The sequence below is a fragment of the Leptospira andrefontaineae genome, assembly GCF_004770105.1.
GTDB lineage: Bacteria > Spirochaetota > Leptospiria > Leptospirales > Leptospiraceae > Leptospira_B > Leptospira_B andrefontaineae.
Map to the genome: position 1 here is coordinate 63,821 of NZ_RQEY01000012.1, position 21,602 is coordinate 85,422.

The 21,602-nt window shown below is 36.6% G+C and carries 18 protein-coding genes; 5 read left to right on the plus strand and 13 right to left on the minus strand.

What is annotated here, in order from left to right; genetic code table 11:
- The 3 genes from EHO65_RS07300 to EHO65_RS07310 are packed head-to-tail and all read right to left on the minus strand — an operon-like array spanning position 1 to position 5,003.
- Complete coding sequence (locus EHO65_RS07300) at positions 1-918, minus strand: hypothetical protein (protein ID WP_135773480.1); 918 nt, start codon at positions 916-918, stop codon at positions 1-3.
- A gap of 53 nt (positions 919-971) precedes the next feature.
- Positions 972-1,361 carry a hypothetical protein gene (locus EHO65_RS07305; protein ID WP_135773481.1) on the minus strand — a complete coding sequence of 130 codons (390 nt, stop codon included), beginning with the start codon at positions 1,359-1,361 and terminating at the stop codon, positions 972-974.
- Between the two features lie 48 nt (positions 1,362-1,409).
- Positions 1,410-5,003: a class I SAM-dependent methyltransferase gene (locus tag EHO65_RS07310; RefSeq protein WP_244243470.1), complete on the minus strand. Its 3,594-nt coding sequence runs from the start codon at positions 5,001-5,003 to the stop codon at positions 1,410-1,412.
- Positions 5,004-5,751: 748 nt separating this feature from the next.
- Here EHO65_RS07310 and EHO65_RS07315 point away from each other — a divergent pair.
- A complete protein-coding gene (locus EHO65_RS07315) occupies positions 5,752-6,336 on the plus strand; it encodes a hypothetical protein (protein ID WP_135773482.1) in 585 nt (194 codons plus the stop codon).
- 5 nt (positions 6,337-6,341) lie between these two features.
- On the opposite strand, the gene EHO65_RS07320 is transcribed toward EHO65_RS07315, so the two are convergent.
- The 3 genes from EHO65_RS07320 to EHO65_RS07330 form a co-directional block, all read right to left on the minus strand.
- Positions 6,342-7,646, minus strand: coding sequence for a hypothetical protein (locus EHO65_RS07320; RefSeq protein ID WP_244243471.1), 1,305 nt, complete (start codon positions 7,644-7,646; stop codon positions 6,342-6,344).
- A gap of 250 nt (positions 7,647-7,896) precedes the next feature.
- On the minus strand, positions 7,897-8,619 hold the full coding sequence (locus EHO65_RS07325) for a baseplate assembly protein (protein ID WP_135773484.1): 723 nt from the start codon (positions 8,617-8,619) through the stop codon (positions 7,897-7,899).
- Entirely contained in the window at positions 8,616-10,535 is a 1,920-nt protein-coding gene (locus EHO65_RS07330) for a hypothetical protein (RefSeq protein WP_135773485.1), read from the minus strand. The genes EHO65_RS07325 and EHO65_RS07330 overlap by 4 nt, the downstream gene beginning before the upstream one ends.
- 71 nt (positions 10,536-10,606) lie before the next feature.
- On the opposite strand from EHO65_RS07330, the gene EHO65_RS07335 reads away from it, so the two are divergent.
- Together EHO65_RS07335 and EHO65_RS07340 are read left to right on the plus strand one after the other, a co-directional pair.
- Positions 10,607-11,806 carry a baseplate J/gp47 family protein gene (locus EHO65_RS07335; RefSeq protein WP_135773486.1) on the plus strand — a complete coding sequence of 400 codons (1,200 nt, stop codon included), beginning with the start codon at positions 10,607-10,609 and terminating at the stop codon, positions 11,804-11,806.
- A complete protein-coding gene (locus tag EHO65_RS07340; protein WP_135773487.1) occupies positions 11,806-12,408 on the plus strand; it encodes a hypothetical protein in 603 nt (200 codons plus the stop codon). Before EHO65_RS07335 ends, EHO65_RS07340 begins: the two co-directional genes overlap by 1 nt.
- 12 nt (positions 12,409-12,420) lie before the next feature.
- On the opposite strand, the gene EHO65_RS07345 is transcribed toward EHO65_RS07340, so the two are convergent.
- The 3 genes from EHO65_RS07345 to EHO65_RS07355 form a co-directional block, all read right to left on the minus strand.
- Positions 12,421-12,816: a hypothetical protein gene (locus EHO65_RS07345; RefSeq protein WP_135773488.1), complete on the minus strand. Its 396-nt coding sequence runs from the start codon at positions 12,814-12,816 to the stop codon at positions 12,421-12,423.
- 435 nt (positions 12,817-13,251) lie between these two features.
- Positions 13,252-13,533 (minus strand): hypothetical protein, encoded by a 282-nt coding sequence (locus EHO65_RS07350; protein WP_135773489.1) that lies wholly within the window; start codon positions 13,531-13,533, stop codon positions 13,252-13,254.
- 77 nt (positions 13,534-13,610) lie between these two features.
- A complete protein-coding gene (locus EHO65_RS07355; RefSeq protein ID WP_135773490.1) occupies positions 13,611-15,047 on the minus strand; it encodes an SEFIR domain-containing protein in 1,437 nt (478 codons plus the stop codon).
- A gap of 156 nt (positions 15,048-15,203) precedes the next feature.
- Here EHO65_RS07355 and EHO65_RS07360 point away from each other — a divergent pair, with 156 nt between their 5' ends.
- Together EHO65_RS07360 and EHO65_RS07375 are read left to right on the plus strand one after the other, a co-directional pair.
- The gene (locus EHO65_RS07360; protein WP_135773491.1) at positions 15,204-15,986 is read left to right on the plus strand and encodes a hypothetical protein; all 783 of its coding nucleotides are present in this window, start codon (positions 15,204-15,206) and stop codon (positions 15,984-15,986) included.
- Positions 15,987-16,631: 645 nt separating this feature from the next.
- Positions 16,632-16,952: a hypothetical protein gene (locus EHO65_RS07375; protein WP_135773494.1), complete on the plus strand. Its 321-nt coding sequence runs from the start codon at positions 16,632-16,634 to the stop codon at positions 16,950-16,952.
- Between the two features lie 11 nt (positions 16,953-16,963).
- On the opposite strand, the gene EHO65_RS07380 is transcribed toward EHO65_RS07375, so the two are convergent.
- The 4 genes from EHO65_RS07380 to EHO65_RS07395 are packed head-to-tail and all read right to left on the minus strand — an operon-like array spanning position 16,964 to position 21,103.
- A complete protein-coding gene (locus EHO65_RS07380; RefSeq protein ID WP_244243472.1) occupies positions 16,964-17,146 on the minus strand; it encodes a hypothetical protein in 183 nt (60 codons plus the stop codon).
- A gap of 41 nt (positions 17,147-17,187) precedes the next feature.
- Entirely contained in the window at positions 17,188-19,536 is a 2,349-nt protein-coding gene (locus tag EHO65_RS07385) for a ParB N-terminal domain-containing protein (RefSeq protein WP_135773496.1), read from the minus strand.
- Positions 19,536-19,949, minus strand: coding sequence for a hypothetical protein (locus tag EHO65_RS07390; protein ID WP_244243473.1), 414 nt, complete (start codon positions 19,947-19,949; stop codon positions 19,536-19,538). Before EHO65_RS07390 ends, EHO65_RS07385 begins: the two co-directional genes overlap by 1 nt.
- 47 nt (positions 19,950-19,996) lie before the next feature.
- A complete protein-coding gene (locus EHO65_RS07395; protein ID WP_135773497.1) occupies positions 19,997-21,103 on the minus strand; it encodes a hypothetical protein in 1,107 nt (368 codons plus the stop codon).
- Positions 21,104-21,602: the final 499 nt, after the last annotated feature.

Here is a 21,602-nt window from a genome sequence, read left to right on the forward strand (position 1 = left end):
TTATCCTCCGTTTAAGTTAAGGAAGATCGTGTCCGAAAGGTTTTCTAAATCGCTGCCATCAAAGCCGTAAGTATCGCGGAGATGACTTCTGATAACGGAAGTACGAAGATCCATACTTCCAGTTTTAACTAATAACTGAACATCGGTGAGAATTTGGTTTAGGGTTTGATCCTGAAATGTAGGAACAGAATAGATAAGGCGTGATAACCCTAAAATTTTTCGTTCTAGCGCATTAACCTTAGAATCTTCGTTCTCTTGCTTTTCTCTTTGTTCTTCAAATGTACAATCTAAGTAAGAGTCTTCTGAAATGGATTTGTGCAAATCCTTGAGCATTACTGCTCCTTTAAGTAATTGAACAGAAGTATCCGGATTGATTACTTCTTGTAGAGGTGCTAGTGCACACTTTCTAAGTTGAATTTTCTTGATTTTATTTTTCTGGACGTCGTTTGGACTCGCGAATCCAGACACAGAAGCTCCCCAACCGTTAAACCCTGCTTGTAATCCTTTTCGAATCTCTTCTACAAAGGAATTACCAGGGAACAAACGACCGATTATATATAAGCCTTCTTCTTTGATTCCCAAGGAGGATGGGAAATCTTCCTTCGTCCCTATTTCTTCGGGTGATCCAATAATGGCGGCTGATTTTGCTTTTTGGAGCTCTACAAGTTCTACGGCGGAAGGTTTCTTCTCTCGTATTTCTTTATCTATAAGATCTGTTAAGTGATTATAGTCTAGATAACCTTGCGCTTTAAACCTGGAGCGCATTTCCGGATCATCATAGGCCGATTTTAGAATGATTTCGCCCTGTCTGTCTTCCTTTTCCGAAGAAGCACGAATAAGGATTCTAATCGCTCCGGTTCTTTCTTCCGGCGTTGCTTTTAATATATGAAAGGGATGGAAAAAAAGCTTATCGCTCATCCCTCCTTATATGATAAGAAGATAAATCGATTTTGATTAATATGAATTTTTGTTTAGGGTTCAGCAATAACAGCAACAACCTTCAAAGATCCCGCTGTGGATCCACCTGGATTCCAATAGATTCGTCCTTGCGAGATTAATTCAATTTGATCTAATATGAGTTGAGAATATATTCCAAGTTCAGTTAAGTCCGAAGTTTCATTTTCTATGTATTTTGTAGAATTGATTGTATCTCCAACAGTTATGGCAGGACTTCCATCGAATGTTGAAAGGATCTGAATGAATATAAAAAGAACTCTTGTCCCTACTGGTAAAATTTCACCGAGATTGTATGTACCGCTTGGAGTTGAAAAATCGATTTGAGCATCTATGTATCGAACGTTCTTCACTTCTAATTCCGAGATTATTTCATCGTCAGTAAATGGGCCAAGGAAGGAAGGCATAATTACTTATTGAAATATTCTAGAAAATTCAGACATCGGAGATTCTTATTAAGCTACTTTCACAATATCTCTATTTCTTTTTTTATTAAATACGATACTGGAAATGTCGGATTTTAAATATTCTTTATTCTCTTCGAAAAATTGTTCAACTAAAGGACGAACTTTTGTTTTGAAGTACGACCATTCGGGATTATACTTCTCATCGAATTCTTCATTTTTGTATTTACTTTCGTAAAAATACATTTCAAATGCTCGTGCAAAGCATTCGCAAGACCTTGAATAGTATTCTGAAGATCTTTTATCTCGCATTCCTTTCCGGAATATTGAAGCAATATTGTTTTCTAAGCTTCCAAGTTTTTCCGAAGCAAAAGATTGATTCCTTTGCCTCCCTAAATAAAAATCCATAAAATGGGCATATTCATGCGATAAAGTTAATCCACCAAAAAAGACATCGCCTTTAAAAGAAACTCCAATTGCCTTATAAGAAGGATAGAATAAACCAGGGTAAGAACTTGCGTGCATCAAAACATGACCGGAATGGGAAATTTTTAGACCGAATTTCCGGGTCATTTCTGAACGATCCCCGAAAATTTCAAATACATCCGATAAAGCTTGCCTAACCTGATTTATTTCTGGAAGAGTTATATTATCGCCATTCTGCCTTTTGACTAAAACTCCAAAATCTTTAAGTAAATCTTGAACAACACCGGAGTCTCCGTAAGAAGTATCACGACCTTTAATATAAGTAGATTGTTCAATTCGATCATTCGTTCTTCTTTTTACATCAACCGATTTATATCCCAAAGTCTCTCGCAAATCATTATAATAGTCCCATATTTTTTTGTTCTTCTCTGTATCATACTTTGAGACTCGATTCCCGAATAAATGATACGAAATCAAATTGTACTGCTCTGACGACATTCGATTTGAAGAAAGTTCCTTTAAGATTATTCGTTTTTTCAATCCTAATTCTTCGTTTTTCTTTTTTAATTGAGCTTTCAAAAGATTTCTATAGTAATTTTCTGTCGCGACCAAGGAATCCACATTCATTAAAACATAATGGGGCTCTCCTTTTCCTATATATCTCCCATTCTCAAAATTACCTTTGGATATGGCTAATTGAACTAAAAAATTATCCTCGTCTACTTTTATTTTTGGAAATGAATATTTATAAAGTTCGAATTCCTTTAAGTTTACACTGGGAATATATGTTGGTCTTTCTCTCTCTAAAATTGTCTTTTCATTATAGAATATTACTTTTTCATTCGGAGCCAATGTATAATCCTGAATGACTCGTTTTTCTATATTATCATTGATTATTACCCAGTGATTTATTGTTCCCGGAATAAAATTAACTTTTTCCGTTTCTATTTCCCTTGTTGCTTCTTCTTCGGTCTTGCTAGTTCCATTGATAGACTTTCTGACTTGTGAGCGATTTTCCGGTGTAACTGATTCTATCTTTTTTTCGATTCCAATCTGGTCGAGGATTGGTGGGATTTTCACTGATTCTGATGATACTGTTTTTCCATTCGATAGTTCATAAAAAAGTTCACCATCGATAAGTTTCGAATTCGAAACTATAGTTTCTTGATTCTCTTCGTTTACAGTGACTTTTGTTCCATTAGGTAAGGCAGATATTAAAAGACTATTATCCGCGATTTTTTGTCTGGCTAACTCTTCCTTTGCCGCCAAAACTTCTTCGGTAACTGGATTTTTTATTTCTTTTGAAATAAGTTCGGTATCCACGATTGAGTTTTCGACATTGTGAGTCCCTTCCGAGTTCTTATTTCCTTTCATTGCGTCGGATAAAGCCTGCGAGATTAGTGGTTTGTCAATTACAACCATCCTTGTCCGAACAGAAGTTTGCCGAAATGAATCCTTTCCAGAGAATGAATTTTCGGGTAACTGTTCACTCATTCCATCCTTTTCGGAAATCCAGTCTCGAAATGATCTAGCCTTCGAATCGGATCTGTAGAAAGGACCTTCCGAAACAATTGCTACAAGGCGTCCTCCTGGATTTAAAAGATCATAGGCGTGCCTTATATGTTCAATGTCTTGCCCGTTCTCAAAGGGAGGATTCATTACGATTCGATCATACATTTTGTCCTTAAATTCTAGGAAATTCGATCCAACCAAATTGTGGTTTTTCTCTCTTAGAATATCCCTTAAGCTAGAATTCATTTCGATAGTATCTGGATCGATTCCTTTCGATTCTTTAATTTGATCCGCCAAATCCCCTTTTCCGGCGGAGGGTTCCAGAACTGACATACCAGGCTCTATATTTGCTTCTTCTATAACCTGTTCACCTAAGGAACGAGGTGTTGGGAAAAATCCTGGAATTTTTCTTCCTATCAATTCCCGTTCTAGTTCTCTTATCTTTTGTTTTTTTTCCTTTTCTGGATTTTCCCCTTTTTGATTAATTAAGTCGGTTAGGAATTTTCCAGCCTTCTCTACTTCGTTTACTGAACGGAATCCTAGTCTAAGGAGATTATATGCGTTTTCGTTATAGACCATGTAGGTCTTGCCTTTAAAATAGACTTCATACTCTTTTCCGTCTATCTTGACACGGTTTTTTGTTTTGGGTGTAGCAGGTTTAACATAAAGGCAATTATTAATTTGTTTCGTAAACTCCAGTAGCTTCTTTATCCTTTCTGCGTTTTCGAAGGAATCAGTTCGAATATCATCGTTATTATCTTCGCCTTTTTGCTTAATGAATTTTTTTGCCTGAATGAACAATTCAGGAGAAACAATTTTGTTATCCTTGGCCCATTCTAAGGACACATTGTAAACGCTCCCATTCCCTCGCACTTTCGGGTCATCCTTATTTTGATAAACATCCGATTGATACAGTTTAGAAAATCTAACTTCAAGTTTAGAAGAACCCTTAGGAACACCTTTCGGATTTACTTCCATCGTTTGATATTGGATGTACCTATATTCATTCAATATAGATTCTATATCCTTCTTTGATTTTACTGTTTCCAGGTAAGGTGGTAATTGATTTAATTCTAAGGCGGAAGCCATTCCAAGAAGAGCTGATTGGGTTTTCCTTAATCGTTTCGCATCGTCGTTCATACTTGATGCAATGTTAGCTCTTCTTCTTGTCGCTCTCATGTTCGCTATAGAAGGATTTTCTTTAAATTGAATTGTCTTTTCTAAACTTTCAGCAAGATTTCTAAACTTACTCGCAAGAACTGATCTCTTTATTTTAGATAAGTTCTCCTCCTTAGGTTTAGCTTTCTCTTTTTCATTATATGTTAGAAGATTTTCTGTGATATAATTCCGGATAAGTTTAAGTATGATATTGGAATCTTTTACAATTAAGGACGCTATTGATTCATTAATTTTCCTTTCTAATAGAGGTTGAATTAGATTCTTCTCGATCGAATCCCGAAGTTTTTGAATATATTCCCGGTCATTTATTGAGAGTGGTGCATTTAGAATCTCGTTTACAACTTCAGATAAATTATTACTTTTTAAAATGGCAGATTTAGAATCCTTTACAGAATTCCGAATTTGATCTTTTAATCCTCCCCTAGAACCGGCCGCATTCTGATTTCCAAGCATAGCCTGAGACAACGAATCTGAATTCTGTGGCTTTCCTTCTTTTTTATCTGGTCCAGTAGATCCATTGAGGATCATTTTTCGTATTCTATTTACGGATAGGGAAGAAATTCTAACGTAACGATATGCGAGATTCAAAACATCTTGTATTGTATTCTTCCCTTGATTTGCGAGCTCCGCATATTCGTTCGCCCTATCTGTAAGTCCTTCGTTTAACAGAGAATTCCGTACAGAAGCTATCAAACCCGAAAGAGACTGAATTTCTTCCGGAAAATAGACAGGTAAATAGTTATGTTTTTTAAATATAGATTCGTTTTGGGGCGTTAAACCAAAGAGATTCGGTTCATTTTTTAAACCAGAGTTTAGTAAAACTGGTTCGGTTTCTAGGCTTTGTAGATGTTTCTGTTCGGGTTTTGTTTCACCTGAATGATTTGTCCTTTGGGTAAGATTGACTTCATTTCGTGATAGCTCGGTCGTTTCTTGTAGTTCAGAAATATTTTTTTGTTCTTTAATCTTAGTAGGAGGCTTGATTTGCTTCCAATTTCTCTTTCCGCCTTTTTCTGCTCGAACCTTTCTCCATACACTACCATCTGCACGAATAGTATCCTTTCCAATAGATTCCTTCCTGCCTTTTAATACTTGAAAATACGTTCTGATTATTTCCCGAGCATGCTCCACAAAGAAAGTGTAAATGAATATACCCAATATCGGGAAGAAGCCGATTAGGATACATTGAAAGCCTTATTTCCTTTCTCAGATTTGAGAGTTGACAAACTTCGCCTAACACGCGTTATATATTCTTTTATCTATTATATAGGAAATCATAGTGCAGACTCAAAATTCAAATTTAACCGAATGGGCTAAGTCGTTTGCTATTAAATATAATAAAGACATAGACGACCGTTTCAGACAAGAACACCGGGATTGGACTGATGCTCAAATTAGGTTTAGAGATAAATTCAAAGAAACAGTAGAGTTAGTGAATGAATTTAGTTCATTCAATAAAGTTGAAGTTTTTGATCACGCTTTATTAGACTATGAAAATTATTTAAAAATAAAAGGAAGGGCAGCCATTACCAAAACTTGGTTTTTTAAATTGAATTTTCAATATATGGAAGAGATCATCCGTTATCTCTTTTATTATGGATCTAGTTCTCCATTATTAAGAGAAAAGCAAACAGAACATTCCTTATTTATAAGTAGAGAAGAACCTGGAATTTCCGGAATCAATTTTGTTAAATTAGACAAGATCGAAAGTTCGGTTCCAGGTATTCGAGAAATTGCGTATAGTTTAGTAGATAGAAAATTCTACGTAAGAAGTAAAGCAGGTCATACTGAGAATGTTTATACATATTCTCCCGAAATTATCGCAAAGACCTTATTTGATGATATTTACAGAATACATTTTTAAAATACTTAGTTTTTGAAAATTGAGACAGAGTTTGCGGGAGCCCATTTAAAATGAACTGTCGAAGTGGCTTTCCCCTCCCCTGGCGAGGACTCGTCTATTACATCCGTAATATACCCATATTCAGAAATATCTTCTTTATGAATTGGATAGACCAAACTTTCATTTAATGAAACTCGAAATGGCATACCTACTCGAATTGGAAAAAACGGTTTTCGAAAACTTCCCTTTCCTATTTTTAACTGATCTTCATTGCAAAATATTGAAAACAGTTCATCCCTGATTTTCGCAAGCTCGGACTTATACTTTTCTTTATTTTCAACTGTTAATGTCTCTTCTTTAAAGGTCAACCCTGCCAGTTTCACATGAAGAAGTTTTGTACCAAAAATTGACCGTATTTTTTCATTGTATTTAGGCTCGGAAAGAACTGTCCCAAAGCTTTGATATACATTTAATGCAATGTGAACCCCACAAATTATATCTTCTTCCAACTCCTCGATTTTGTATTCTATTAGATTTTCCAATGGAAAATCATAGAATGCATCGATTTTCTCATCGGATAAATTTCTCCACTCGCCTTTCAAATTGAACATATATAAAGGAACTGGACGAAAAATAATTTTGGCAGATCTTTTATTAACAGAATATCGCGAGCCTGGATTTCCAGCCAAATCTCCGGATAATATCCCGAAACCAGATGAACCATCTATATTTCGAGTCTCCAAAGGATCGCAGAAAATTTCGTAGACTGGAGGATTTGCATAGGACCTTAAAATATCCCAGAGAGATATGTAATGACCTATACTGAAACTTGAAATAATTTGGGCTTCATAAGCGAAATTCGATGTGAAGGACTTTTCAGGAGGGATAAGTGTAAGTCCATTATCGCTTCCTGTTTTCGATACAAATTCTGTATTAGAAAACCTTGGTATCGTCAATAGCTCGCAAATTAAGCCATCCCAAATTCCAGTTATTAAATTTTTAAGATCTCCTTTGAAAAAATTCGCAGACTTTTGAATTACTCCAACAAACGTATCAGTAGAACGTTTCGGAGGATTTCCTTCCTTTCTCTGATAATCTAAAAAATATTGCGCCTTCGCAATGATTGATTCGACAGGTTCGATTGTAACGTTTACAAAAGCTTTTCCATCAGCCGAGTAACTCCGTTCTGTTTTTGCAACTTTTCCTACATTTAATTGAAGAAAGTCTGGTTCCGAAGAAACATTCTCTGAGATATCAACAAATAAGAAGACAAGAGTCCTTTGTTGAAATATTTCTCGAAAAGAGAGCTCCGCAAAGTTTTTAGGATTCATCGAATCTAATCGAATTGGGGAAACATCATCTGAATTTAAACGGACGGCATATTTTTCTTGATATGGAATTAATAGAGATATTCCACCAGATCCGGCAGAAATTGATCTATGCGATCGGATAGTCTTTATATGTTCGGAAGGAAAATTGATCGCATTACTATTTCCAGGTAGTCTTAATTCAATGAGAAATTTTTGAGGTGTAACAAAAGAAGTCACTATTCCAAAAATTAATTTGAAAATGAAATATCGGTTAGAGAGAAGCCTCGGGTGGCCCAGTCGGAGCAGGCGGTAAAGGCCCCGGATTGTATTGGTGCGGGTGAGTCATTAGACTAATTTGGCCTGCTTTAACATCCATATCAGATGAAATCTCATCTGTTGCACTCAATTCTCCAGTTACATGAATGTCTCCAGTTTGATTAGTATTTCCTTTTATAGTTAAATCCCCTTTTATAGAAATATTTGATTCAATTTCTATTCGATCTATTTTCCAGCTAATCTTTTTCTCTGAAAAATCGACCTCCGAAATGAGATTTTGTTCCTGATCGAATACTTGTATTTTATTTGTCGTTTGGCGAATGAAATATCCTGATTCATGGAAATCAATTATATCGGTCTCCGGATCAATAAATGAATACTTCTTCCAAAATCCTGAAAGGTTATTCAATTCTCGATCTAATGCTGCAAAGGGATACATTTTTGATATGATCGGAGCTCTAAAACTGCCTCCTATGAATTCCACGAGTACGATTTGATTTTTTTTAATTCCAAAGGCTCGGCCATGAGCAGTATTCTCCGAAATATATGGGCCGAAATATCGTACATTTCTAAATTCTACACCATCAGCGGTTAGTATATTTGCTTTAAATCTCGGAAGTATATCTGTAACCATTGCCAGAGTCGGCGGTGTTTGGATATCATCGATTGAACTTGGATGAGTCTGTAAATATTCTTCGTCATTTGAAAACATATTCATAGAGACAACACAAAGCTTGCACCAGTCACAGATTCGAAGCGAAATACATTTAGAAGTTTATCCCCAACTTGTTCTAAGTTTGAAAAACTTACATTCTGAACACCCGGATCTTTCAAAATTTGGCTTATGAGATTTTGAATGGCACTTAAGATTTGTTCCTCGGTAGGAATTTCTCCAAGAGGAATAGGATTTCCTAATTCGGGAAGCCATGGGAAAGAACCCTGAGGAACATCTATTAAGTCCAGGACATTATTTATGAGCGTTTCCTCTCCTTCTACTATTCCGATGTCTCCTGTTGGAGAAATATCAATTGCTCGATTCTCAGTTAATTTAATATCCGTTCCAAGAATTGCGATTTCCAAGTCTTTCGGTCCAGGTGTTTCCGGTATTAAGGAGATAACATTCGTGGAATAGCCATAAGGAATCTTAATTACATTTTTTTTAAGATTTTTTACATCGGTATCCCCATTATACCGAGCAAGGGCTTCACCTAAACTTTCATTCCCTAAAAGACCCCGGGCAAGCGAGCGATAATCTTCTCCAGTCTGTACTCTTTGAATACGAAACGAATTTTCCACACTTGCAATATTGATCGTTGCCTGGATTTCTGTAAGTATTTCAGATGAGTAAATTCCAAAAGTATAAAGATCGTTATCGATCCATGCTGTAAAATCAGCCTTCGGCTTTAAGGATTCCAATTCAAAAGAGCCGTTGTCCGCGATTGGTATACTCAAATATCCAATAGCTGAATTTACCACAGATATATCAGTAATTGCTTTTGCTAAGTCCTTTCTAAATTCTGCTTCTCTCGACCTCGAAAGACTATATGCGTCGTCGATCGCTGTAGAAATTTCATCGGAATTAAATGCTCTTTTTTTACGTTGAATTCCAAGTTCGCGGAGCCCCTCTTGAAATGTTACTCTTGCAAGTTTTCCTTTTTCATCGAATTGGTCACGCATTCGATCCCAAGATGTCCGGACTCGAACAACTGAAGAACCAAAAGTTTTTACGAGATTTGCAGCCCCAAGTAAAGCACCAGACAACTTTAGCGGAGTATTCACTAGATTTTCTAGTTCGTTCATTAAGCCGGAAATCGTTCTCATTGGGTTAATGTTTGAACGAATTAATTCTGATTTTCTATTGTTATAGTCTAACTCACGAACAACAGTAAACGTTAAGGAATATTTATAAGTATTTGTATCACTTACAGAACGTGAAATTGTAAATCCATTCGAAGGTAAAACAACTTCAACGACTCGTTTTCGATCGTAGTCTCGAAAGACCATCGCTTGGTTTTTCCAATTTAAGGGTTTGGAAGATAATTGATCTGCAATTTTTCTAGCCTGAGTATCGTTAGATTCGTAAGTTCCGTTGTATTGAGAATAGTGAAGTAAAAAAAGGAAATCTTGAAACTCTTGCAATCCGGATCTGAAATCTCCACCTCCAAGTGCTAAATATTGAGACCGAATTTTATCGTAGTAATTTGAAAACACATTTGAAGCTAACGCTTTACCTGCATTTACTGCAGTCTGAAACATTCCTTGTCCACTGGAACCCGGAATGTCTGAATTAGGCTTACTTGGGAGTCCAAGAAAATAAATATGAAATTCACCCTCTAAACGAATTTCATGGTTTCCAGGACCGTAATCGATAACCACGGTTCCACCAAAAGTCTGCTCTATACTCCTTCTATATTTAAAATTCTCGGAATATTGAATTGGCCCGTTTACAAAGAAGTATTCTGATTCTCCTCTTGAAGTGTAGTCATAGTCTCCATTGACTTTTTTATTATAGAAGGATAAGGAAAAAGAATTTTTAGGAACATACGTCGAAGCTAAAGATCCTGAAAATGAATTACTAGTTACTGAATTAAAAGCCCCGGATGCAAAATCCGTAATTCCACCAAAGGAAACCATAAGGTAGTTTAATTCTGAAACTCACTCTATCGGTTTTTCCCGATTTCTTCAGTTTGCAATTATCCTAAGGGATGGGTTCCTCCCCCGCTCCGTATATTCCTAAAACCTTTTTAGAATACAATACAGCCTTAGTAAACTACCTCGTCGCACAAGGTTCAAGGCTTACTAATTTTAATCCTAATTCGAGGATCTCAACAATCCTTAGAGCTATAGCTACGATTCTTTCCGAAGGGGATATTCGTACTTTAAATGGGTTTCGGTATGCAATTCGAGAAGGAGTCTATAACGCCTTTGGTTTTAGTCGCCTTCCTGGAAATAAAGCAACCGGCTTCGTTCGTATCGAAAATACTGGAATTTCAGAAAATCTTTCTCTTCCTATTTTCACCTTAGATCTATTCGGCCTTGTTTTTGAATCTATTAATCCTCTTGAACTGCAAGTAACTCAACCCTACATCGAAGTCGAACTCAGAGCAAAGGAACCAGGAAACGATTACAATATTAGAAGATTGTCTATCGATACAGCCGAGGGTCTTGGCACATTAAATATCTCTATTCCTGCCGGTGTTCGTATTTGGAACACTGCTGATTTTGGTGCAGGAACAAACATTGAAACCGAAGAATCTCGGCTGAAAAGGTTTCGAGATTTTATTGTCTCTCTAGGACGTTCTACTCCTTTAGGAATCTATAACGCAGTAGCCTCTATTCCTGGAATCGCTGGAGTGCAGTTATCTACTAATGTTAATCCTTTATCAGGCGCTTTCGAAATCGGCTGGATCAATATTTATATTTCGGACGGTACTTCAAACCCTCCATTAGAACTCCTAGATTTAGTTCGTAAATCAATTGAAGGGGATATAAATGATCCTGAGAACTTTCCTGGATATGCTGCGGCAGGAACTTATGTTTACGTAGCTCCTGTTCCTGTACTAGGCATCACAGTTGAATTTGAACTTCAAATTGTAGCAAGTTCCCAACTACAAGATACTGAAGCTTTAGATATTGCATACAATTCTATTATTCTCTATCTAAATACCTTGCCTGTAGGCTATGATGTACTTTTAGAGCAAGTGCAAGCAACCATCCTAAAGGCTCATGCTGATTTCTACAAAGTCAATATACAGAGTTTTTATGGTAAACTTGCTTCCAGTCCAATACCCTCACCTATTCCTGTGCCGGTAGACATTTCCGTTCCCGACACATATCTTCCACGAACTGGGGGTACTTCCGGCGGACAAATCTTAGGAACGATCCTTAGAATAGAGCCAACCTAATGGACCGAGAAAATCATTTAATTGACTTTCTTCCACAATTCAACTCCACAGATCCTATCTTCAAAGAGTTATTTGCGGATCCCACTCGCCCAGAATTTGAACCTATTACAAACATAAATGATATAAACAAAGGCTCGATATATAATTCCTTAGAATGGCACTTACGCTATCAGGACAAAGCTGCGGAATCTTCTACTCTTTCAAAAGCTCAAGGGTATTTTTTAAAAGACTGGGCTGAACTTCTTGGGATTGTTCGACCAAAAGGTTTTTCGGATGAGGAATTTATCGGTTATATCATTGGCTACGTATTATCAAATCAATCCACTACTCCGAAAATTTCAGAGATTTTTCCTTCCCCGAACTTTTATGTACTAAGATCCGATGAGTTTGGGTTCGCATCCGATGTCTCTGCATTAGATCTCGGAATCGCTCAACCTGGACCAGGAACCAAGGCAGTTTCATCAATAGTAACACCTGAAAGAGGGCTAATTTACATTCTCACAATCGACTATGCGAATATATCGGATCTTCAAATCACCAAAGTAAATAGAATCAAAGCCGCTGGAACTATTGTCTACATAGGATTGATTACTGATAATTAGTTCTTTTAATGATTATTTCTCAATATAAGTATATTTTATAGTCTGATGCCTCTCTCGATAGCCGGACTGTGAAAATGCTTCCTTAATATTTTTCAGTCTTTCAGTAGACGGATCAGTTAAATTTTTACTAATATTATAAAATGGATACTTCCCTTTTACTTCATTATGCAAAAAGCAAGCGACTTCAACATCAGACATAGATATATATCGCCCAGCCCAATTTTCGACTAGGTGTTTGTCAACAATCGGATATTTTGAAATGGTTTTCGTTTTCTTTTGGGCATCTATAAATTCAAAAGCTATCCGTATGCAATCATTACTTTGATGATAATGATGCGGATGGTTATAATCAACTTTCCCTTTTGCCTCTTCAATTTCTATATCAGTTAGATATCTTTTGCTATTCATTCCGATCTCCTCTACTATTATATTCGGACTATTTTTCTCAATTTAGTTCTTTAATATGATAAAAATGAATATTCGAAAGCATTATAATTTTTTACGAATTAAAACATTTCTCGAACCATTTTAGGTTTATTCTGTCGAAGTAGCAAATCCTGTAACCGACATACACCTGATATACAAGTAAAATTCATCAGTGAAAATGGCATTTTTGAGACCTTTCTTTCCAGGAGCTTGTTTTAGCGCATCTTCTATTGCTAAGTTCATTAATGGATTAGGAGAAGAATTAAAAAATCTGCAATGTCTCCCTGTTACTAATAAATCATCATTAGCCACATTCTTTGAAGCGAAATCGATTTTATTATATCGCCCCCAACTACTTATACTTCCACAATTAGTTAGATAAAATAGAATTAAAAAATATTTAAGATAACTAGGCAATTAGATTCCTTCTGTTTCCGGATAGTAAATCAGAACACAAGGCACGAAAGCTCGGTTATCAATCATAATTTCTGTATTTTCTATTTCCATTTTTCCTGTATATTTTCTAAATTCTTCGAACGCATCCCCCAATATAGTAGGATAGGTTCCACAATACTTAAATTCTTTCTTAGTTTTTAAATTTGGTATCTGCTCTTGCGAAGATAGTTCTACATAACCGATAGACTTAGTCATTCGAACGCAAGAAATTGCAAAGAAAAAGAAAATTAGATAATTTTTCATTTATAATTAAATTCCGCCAATAAAAAGAATTTTTCGTTTATTCATCAAGATAGCCTTCAATGTTAAAGCCATATCGCTTAGTTATACTTGCATAAATTATCATAATTGAGCAGAAATTTCGGATTGATGCTTTCATAATCCCACTTCGGGATATTAGAATTTTCTTTACTCAACTCATCGAATACTTGCTTGAAATCTCCTTTCAGTTGAACCCCAAATATAATTTTCACTTTTTCGAAATACGCTAATGTTTCGCAACGAACGAATATTTCGAAAGGTTTCGGCCAGTGTGTCATAAATACCAATGTTTCAGGCCACCATAAGCTACCTTCTTTATTTCTTATCGAATCGAGTAATCCTCTAATGTAGAGAACAAAATCAGCCTGCATAATAGAATTGAAATCTATTCCAGACAATTGAGTCCTTTCTTTAATTAAATCTGCATGCAAAGAAAGACGGCCTAACTTCAATCTAGTATTTCTATTTTTAATGGATGGTAAGTGATGCCGAAATATTGAATAATGTTTCATCGAACTTTCAGTAGTATCTGAAGTGAAAAAATAGCGTCTTGAGAGAAAATTTGCTACAGTCTTAAATCTTTCATATTTAAGAAGGACGGCAATTAATGAAATAAATAGCTCATGAATAATGAATCTATAATTATCGAAATCCCATTTCCTAAAAGATCCTGGCACTTTTTGATTATTTTGAAATGGAATAAGAGTTTCAAAGAATTTTTGAATTTCATCGATAGAATCCAAATCCAGTTCATACTTTGAAAGTAAGCTTATTAATTCGACAAATTCATTTCTATATGGAACGAAATCTGTAATACTCTCTATTACTCTTTCATCGAATAAATTTTCTTCATTTTCAGAGATTCTGAATTTTTCAAAATCTCTTGTTATTAATTCAAGATATTCCTTAATCAATCCTTTTCGGGAAATAGAATTTTCTTTGATCGCATTGCATAATTGACTAAAAGGAAGACTACTATTTATAATCGGGTTTTCGTTTATAACGAAAGAAGGCGGGCTTCCTATTGCAGGTTTTTGGTATAGTGGTTTATCGAAAATCCAACGAAGTAACTGCGTAAATCCTTTCGAATATTCCGATGGTTGCGAAAAGTCGATGTATTTCCTCGTTGTATAATACAATGGCAAAATGGCTTTTCCCAATTCATCTTTTTCTAAAACTAGTGCTACAAATTTATCCTGTTCGGCTTTTCGGTAAATTTCACTGGATATGATTTGAGCCTCAGTTCCGACGCCTCCTGTTCTTCCATTAGCCTTATCAGCATATACTTTATCACATATGATAATTACTTTCTTTATAGAAGGGTCTACTACCATCGATTCCATAAAAGCAATTGAATCATGCCCTTCTTTTAAATCCCATTTATCTAAAATTATTTGAACTCCAGAATTGACGAGTTCTGTGGCTAATTCTAATACCCTATTTTCATGCTCTGGAGAGCTCCAACTATAGGATATAAAGGCTTTGGGTGACTCCATTTTTTACCTATTAATAAGTTACTTTCGATCTTTCGCCTAACTTTATTTTGGGTGAGAATTCACCAATTTTGAAATAAAGAATTTCTATCGCAATAGATTAATTCCAAACGCTCAATTGAGCCTCACCGATACTTTTCGAAATGTTAATACTTAATAGTGTCAAACGAAACCTTTATCCCAATATCTGGAAACGAAGTAAAAGTCTACTTCCAAAACCAATTCCAAAAGATTAAAGCCGACGATATAAACCGATTATCTGGTGCAAATCCGGATAATTCAAATATTCCTGCTATTCTAGCTGCTATTCTTGCGACCATAGGACGCTCATTGGATACTGCAATTGGCTTTAAGGTAACTAATTCAGGGGCAGCCAGTATTTCGATAGAACCGGGACTTATTATAAGACTCGACGCAATATTCCGATTCCCAGGAGTTACCCTTGTTCCATCTTCCGGATCTCTCGAAGGTATTTTCGAAATTGAATTAGAAGAGGCTTTAACCGATTTAAACACACTCGCTTTTTGGGACAGCACTTCTGAACGGTTCCAGCCTGGAACTGGGCCAACGAGAAAAGCGTATAGAGTAAATCTGTATGAAAAATGGGTAAATACACCAGGGCTTCCTAGTATTACGAATAGCAGATTAGGACTTTTATCTTATAAAAGATCTGTCATAGACGGGCCTTTAACAGAAATTAAGAGACTGCTTCCTGTATATAATCCTGGATTAATTGGAATTGATGTTTCCTTAGATCCAGGAATTTTAAATCAAGATTCTTTAGCTGATTCAATCAATTGGCTCTTTCAGCATATAGAGCAAAAGAATTTCTTAAAAACAACTTCTAGTACAGGATTTGATGACACCCAGATTCGATTCCGAACGCAAGGGGCGTATGCTTTTTGGAGTAAAGATGAGGTAAACTGGTACCCTTTCGCATAACCCCATCTAACGGACCTCCCTCTCCTATAGCGGGAGCTGGAGGCCACTGGGTGGGGAATGTAAGTCAGGACAGATACGATGTATTTCCAATTGGATCTTATACGGTAGGCGATGAATGGCATGTTGTCAGTGAACAGATAGATAACGGTTCGATCGTTAGCGACTGTTCTATTTGCGGTGGACTCAATAACAGTTTTAATTTAGGCCCTTGGTTCACATGCCCGACTTGTCCGCCTGGATATATTCAGACCCCTCATCTTATGCTTTGTTTTGACAGTAGTCAATTCGTTCAATGTTGTATCTCGACTTGCACTATACATTCATGCAACACTTGTCATGTTCCAAACTGGTATACAAAATATAAAGTTTTTCGTTACCGATTCATGCAATGGGAATATGTTTCTGAATACACTGTTCCAGGATTATTCTATGTCTAGCAAGTTCCCTACGAGTAATTATACCATCACTTCTAAACGGCTGGGAATATGCCTATCTTGTGAAATGCTATGGAAATTACTCCCTACCTTTGAACAGTGCGCTGTATGTTTTTGTTTCGTACGAGAGAAAGTAAAATACCAAAACGAATCTTGTCCACTTTCGAAATGGTAGGGAGAATTAATGATGTCTTGCTGCGGAGGTAACAAATTGCTCGAACAAATCATTTTTCAACAGCTCTTCCAACTTACTCAAAATGGTGTAACTAGACAAGGGCTTTCAGAAGAAGAATCCTCAGCAACTGCAGTAAAAACTATTAACGTCATTTTAGAAAAAAGCAAAATCATTGCTCCCAAAATGGATAATCCAAATGTCACTCTTATCTTTCAGCAGATTTCGCAAGTTTCTATTGCAAAGATTTTAGGTGGCGCAGATCCGTTAAACTCTGTGGACGAAGCGGCTAAAACCATCGAGAGCTTAATAATAAAATCGAAACAAATTACGCTCAATTCAGGTTTAATCGATCTGTAAAAACCGAAATATTAACAGTCGAATTCTCCAAACTGATCTTCTTTTAGAAAATCTCCCATTAAATCACGTTTAGAAATAAAGTGTCTATATTTATCTCTTTCTTTATACGCGATATCAATGTCCGAGAATATTTTTTCAAAGGTTTCGTGAGTAAATTTATTAAATGCGATTGCTTCTGTTAAAATCGCTCGCAAGACAAGGACTTCGAGGTGAATCGTATTTTTATTCTCATTATTCATGCAGCTAAACTGTGGATCCTCGCTTTAAATATTTGTAAACGCTCGCTATCGCGAACTTCTTCCGCATACTGGATAGTATCCTCGATTTCAAAGAGGAAAGATCGGGCGAACATTAAAGGCGTCGAAGCGTTTGCTTCAATATCTCTCATTTTCTTTTGTATAGAATTTTTAATAACTGAAAGATCCTGAATAATAACATCCAATTTACCAAGGACGGAAGACGAATTTACCCCTTTATCGGATGTAACTGCTAAGGAAGCTGCTAATTCTTGTACTGTTGACTCAGTTAGCGAATTGATATTGTCTCCGAGAATTCTTTGATAACTCTTAGAAAGGGAGTCCAACATAACCTCCAACATCTTTTGATTGGCCCGCGCTTTTTCCATGGAGCCGACGGTTCGTAATCCCTCTCTTTGAACCTCGGTGGCAACGCTATCGAAATCGAAATTATCAAATTCGCCCGACTGTAATTCTTTAATATATTCCTGCACAACCGAAGGTCCTTTCCCTGGATACTTACTTCGGTTCTCTACGTACCATTTAAAGGCTTTAATTTGAATTGTCGAGTTCGGTTTACCGTTTGCGTCCATTGCAAACATTCCGATTACTTCTGCAATCCCCAGAGGTAAGGAACGATCTTTCTTTTTTACGAGAGCGAAAAGATCTGGAGAAAGATTAATTAGAGCGAGTCTTTTATTAACTTCCCCTACCGAGATACCAAGTTCTTCGGATATCTTCTTTGCATCCCAGCCATTTTCCTGCATTTTCCCGTAGGCTTTAGCTTCATCCGTGGCTAGGACACTTCTTCTTTGATTCTCTGCAACCTGGGCTGCAAGCCTCTTATTGCCTGAAGTGAATTCCTTTGTCACGACAGGAATTTTAAAATTGGAAGGCAATTTACCTTCTTCGATTAATTCCTTAACGGCTTCATATCTGTGGTGACCTGCAACAATTGTCCACCTCCCTTCTTGCTTATCCACTGTGATCGGAAATGCGTTGTCGTAACCGTCATGGTCGATTCTCTGTTTTAGCGAATCGATTTGTTTACGATCATAATCTGCTTTTTCTGTATATTGATTGATTGTCCGTATTTGAGAAAAAGGAAGAGAAGTCGGAGGAATTATTTCTCCCTTTGTAGGTTTTGGAATTTGATCTTGCTTGGACTTTCTTGTTTGTTTTACAATTTGCCGAACGTTGTCTGTTTTCTTTGTCGGAGAAGAAGTTATCTTCCATCCGGTTTTTGTTTTCTCTCTTTCTTTTCCATCACTCCAAATACGCTTGTGACCTTCTGGAAACGAAGGTCTCCCACGCTTTCGGCGCGTTTCGGGTTCTTCAGAATTTCTCGGGACAATTTTCGATTCTGGTTCACCAATTCGAACGAGTCGATTTGCTGTATAATTTCCATGTTTGCCATGTACTATAATTTGTTTTCGAACTAAATCCGTTGCTAACGTTGATTTAGTAATATAGATTTGGCCGGAGCTAAAAACTTCTTCCAAATCAAATTCCGATAACAAACCAATCGATCTTAATCGCGATTTTCTAATTTCAAGCTCGGGATTCTTTAATTCCTTTGAAAACTCTCCTAAGTTAATCCAATCCTTGAATTGAGAGATAGTTAGACGAACAATAGAACCAAATGTATTCGCTTTTTTATTCGAATTTAATAGATAAGCGGACTTTGCTTCGTAATCATCTCTAAAGCCAATTAAGGCTTTGTGAACATCGAATGTTCCGTCGGATAGAACTTCATTTATGATAAAAACAAATTCGGATTTGAGATTTGGTCCGATTAAGACCTCAATCAATTCGCCTGCATTTGCATCGTTCCTTAATATCCCTATATCGTAGTATGTTCTTTTATGCCATTTCTTTCCCCTTGAATCGATTCCTGAAATGAGAGATCCTTTTTGAATCTGGATCTGAATTTTTAGACCTTGCAAAAACATTGAAGTTGGCTGGTCTTTTTTTTCGGAAGATTTAATAGACGGCTTTTTCTCTGTTCCTTCAAAAAAAGGGAAAAAGGATTTTTCGACCTGTAGACCACTCTCGAAATCCGCCCATGATATTAAATACTGTGAGAGGAATTTGGATTTTAGTTTTTTAAATTCTTTGGCGAGAGTGATTTTTGCTTCGTTGGTTAATTCTTTCTTTGAAGATAAAAGAACTTTATGTAATGCTATTCGACTTAATGAATTTAGAGAATTTTCTTCTTCATCCGTCAATTCTTCGGACATGGCTACCTCTTGCCAGTCCGGATGTTCCTTTGAGATTGCGAGGTGGATCTTATCTAAGATCGTCTCAGCAATTTCGGGAGTAATGGCCTCCTCAGATAGAACCTCCATTAGATAGAGACTAGTTCTAAATCTCTAACTTTATATAAGGCGTTTTTAAAGCCTATTCTCTGTTTGGAATTTAAACATCGAACAAAATCATCGAAAAACCCCGTTTCGATAGGCATGCCTTCCGGAAGCAAAATTACTATTGGAGGAAAACCGTGCAACTGCTCAAAAGGAACTCTGATTGCTTTTTCAATTTCAAGTGAGATAGAATACGGATCTTTTATCTTTTCAGGATCGAAATAAACGACGAATATATGCGCGAGTGGAGCAGTTTGAAATTTTAATTTCTTAATCCATAACTGTAAAGAAAGCCTTTGCATTCCCAAGAGAAAAAGAAATAAGCCCCATCCATTTTTGAAGAATTGAGAAATACAAACAAAGAAATTTCGGATTGATACTAAGGCGATTTGGATCATTTCCCTAAGGGTAAATCGCTAACGGTTTATTCCCTTCCGAAATTGAATTATTCCCGAGCACTAAAACTAGAAACGGGTTTCATTTTGAAAACTCTGGGTTTCGGACGATCCTCACCTGATCCCGCTTCTATAAATCCTGTAACTCGAAAACTTGGGTAATAGTCATAGATGACTGTATATCCATTTTTTGGTTTATCCCTTAGCCACTTTATTTTCGAATCCCCTAACTGAATAAAATCTAATTCTTTGATATGAGTTACGAGTCCATTCCTTCCCTTAGAAATCACACTGTCTATATAGGCAATGGGAGAATATGAAATTCGATCTGTCTCTTTATTAGTAACCTGAACGAATTCGGATTGTCTCAATGTTGATTTTACCAGAGTGAATATATCTCCTTGTCCAAGGCGATACCCTGAACCAATAACACCCATGATTTCACCGTCTTGGAATTGAATTTGGCTTTTTTCAAACCCCCTTTTATTGTCCAAATTGAAAGTTCTATATGCGATCTTGATCGGTGAGAAGAATTTTACTTTGAGTCTGTATAAACCATTTGTGCGCTCAGAAAAAGTTACTGAATTTAATGAGAACGCGATCGGTTGGACTCTTAATGGAACTCCATCTTCTAAAATTTTATAAGCTTCTAAGACTTCTACGATCATCCCTTGCGGAAGCTTTGGAAAGAGTGTAAATTCATTTACTCCAATAGCTTCAACCGAGATCTCCTCGACCATTGAAACTTTATATTTTAGATCGACAACGTTCCAATACTTGAGGTTCTCTTCGATCGTGAAATATTCGTCAAAGATCCCTTTTATTTGTAAGGGTTTTCTTTCGCCCCTTGTTACTAGTATTGCTTCTTCTATTTGCGAGATTGGAGCATAGCGAGTCCAAACTTGATTTCCGGTTACTTTCCAAGAAACCTCTTCTTGGATTTCTAATTCTGATTGGAACGTCCTGATTTGACCTTCAAAACAAAATGGACAATCGGGAACCTTTTCACCGCTTGGACAAGGGCAAGGACTAAGCCTATACCAAAGAGCAGATTCCCCCCTGCGCGTAAGTAACTCCTCGTTCGAGAGAGGAGTAAACATGTTGGGTTTTGTTGAAATTGGAAATGGTGTTTCGCCGCCAAGACCGGACTTTCTCATACCGGAAAATTAACTGGTTTCCAGTTATCGGGTAACTATGATCTATTTAATTAAAGCTTAATTCAAAACTCTTTCTCTCCAATCGATGTATGAAATTAGCCATTCCAAGGAATCATCCCTCTGAAAATCACATGAGAGCTCTTCCCAGTTTCCATTTTTATAAACACCAGCTTTGCGAATAGGTCCGTATTCCTTCTCTAATCGATTCGCTTCTCTATTTGCTTCTAAATCTGCTTCAAATCGAGCGTGGACTCTTTCTCGAAAACTTTGGTCCCTTCGATGTCCGTCTTCAAATATTTCCTTGAATTCATCGAAGATTTCACTGTCTTCCTCACTGGTCTCTTCTCCAAGATCCTCATATACGCACGAACAATTCGGGTGCATTGGACAACAATACCACCAATCGTCCATTGATCGTTCAGCGTTTGATTTTCCAGGCCAAACCGCTGTCGTTGAAAGATCGTCACCGCTGAATTGGTCTTCACCGAGCCAAGTAAGC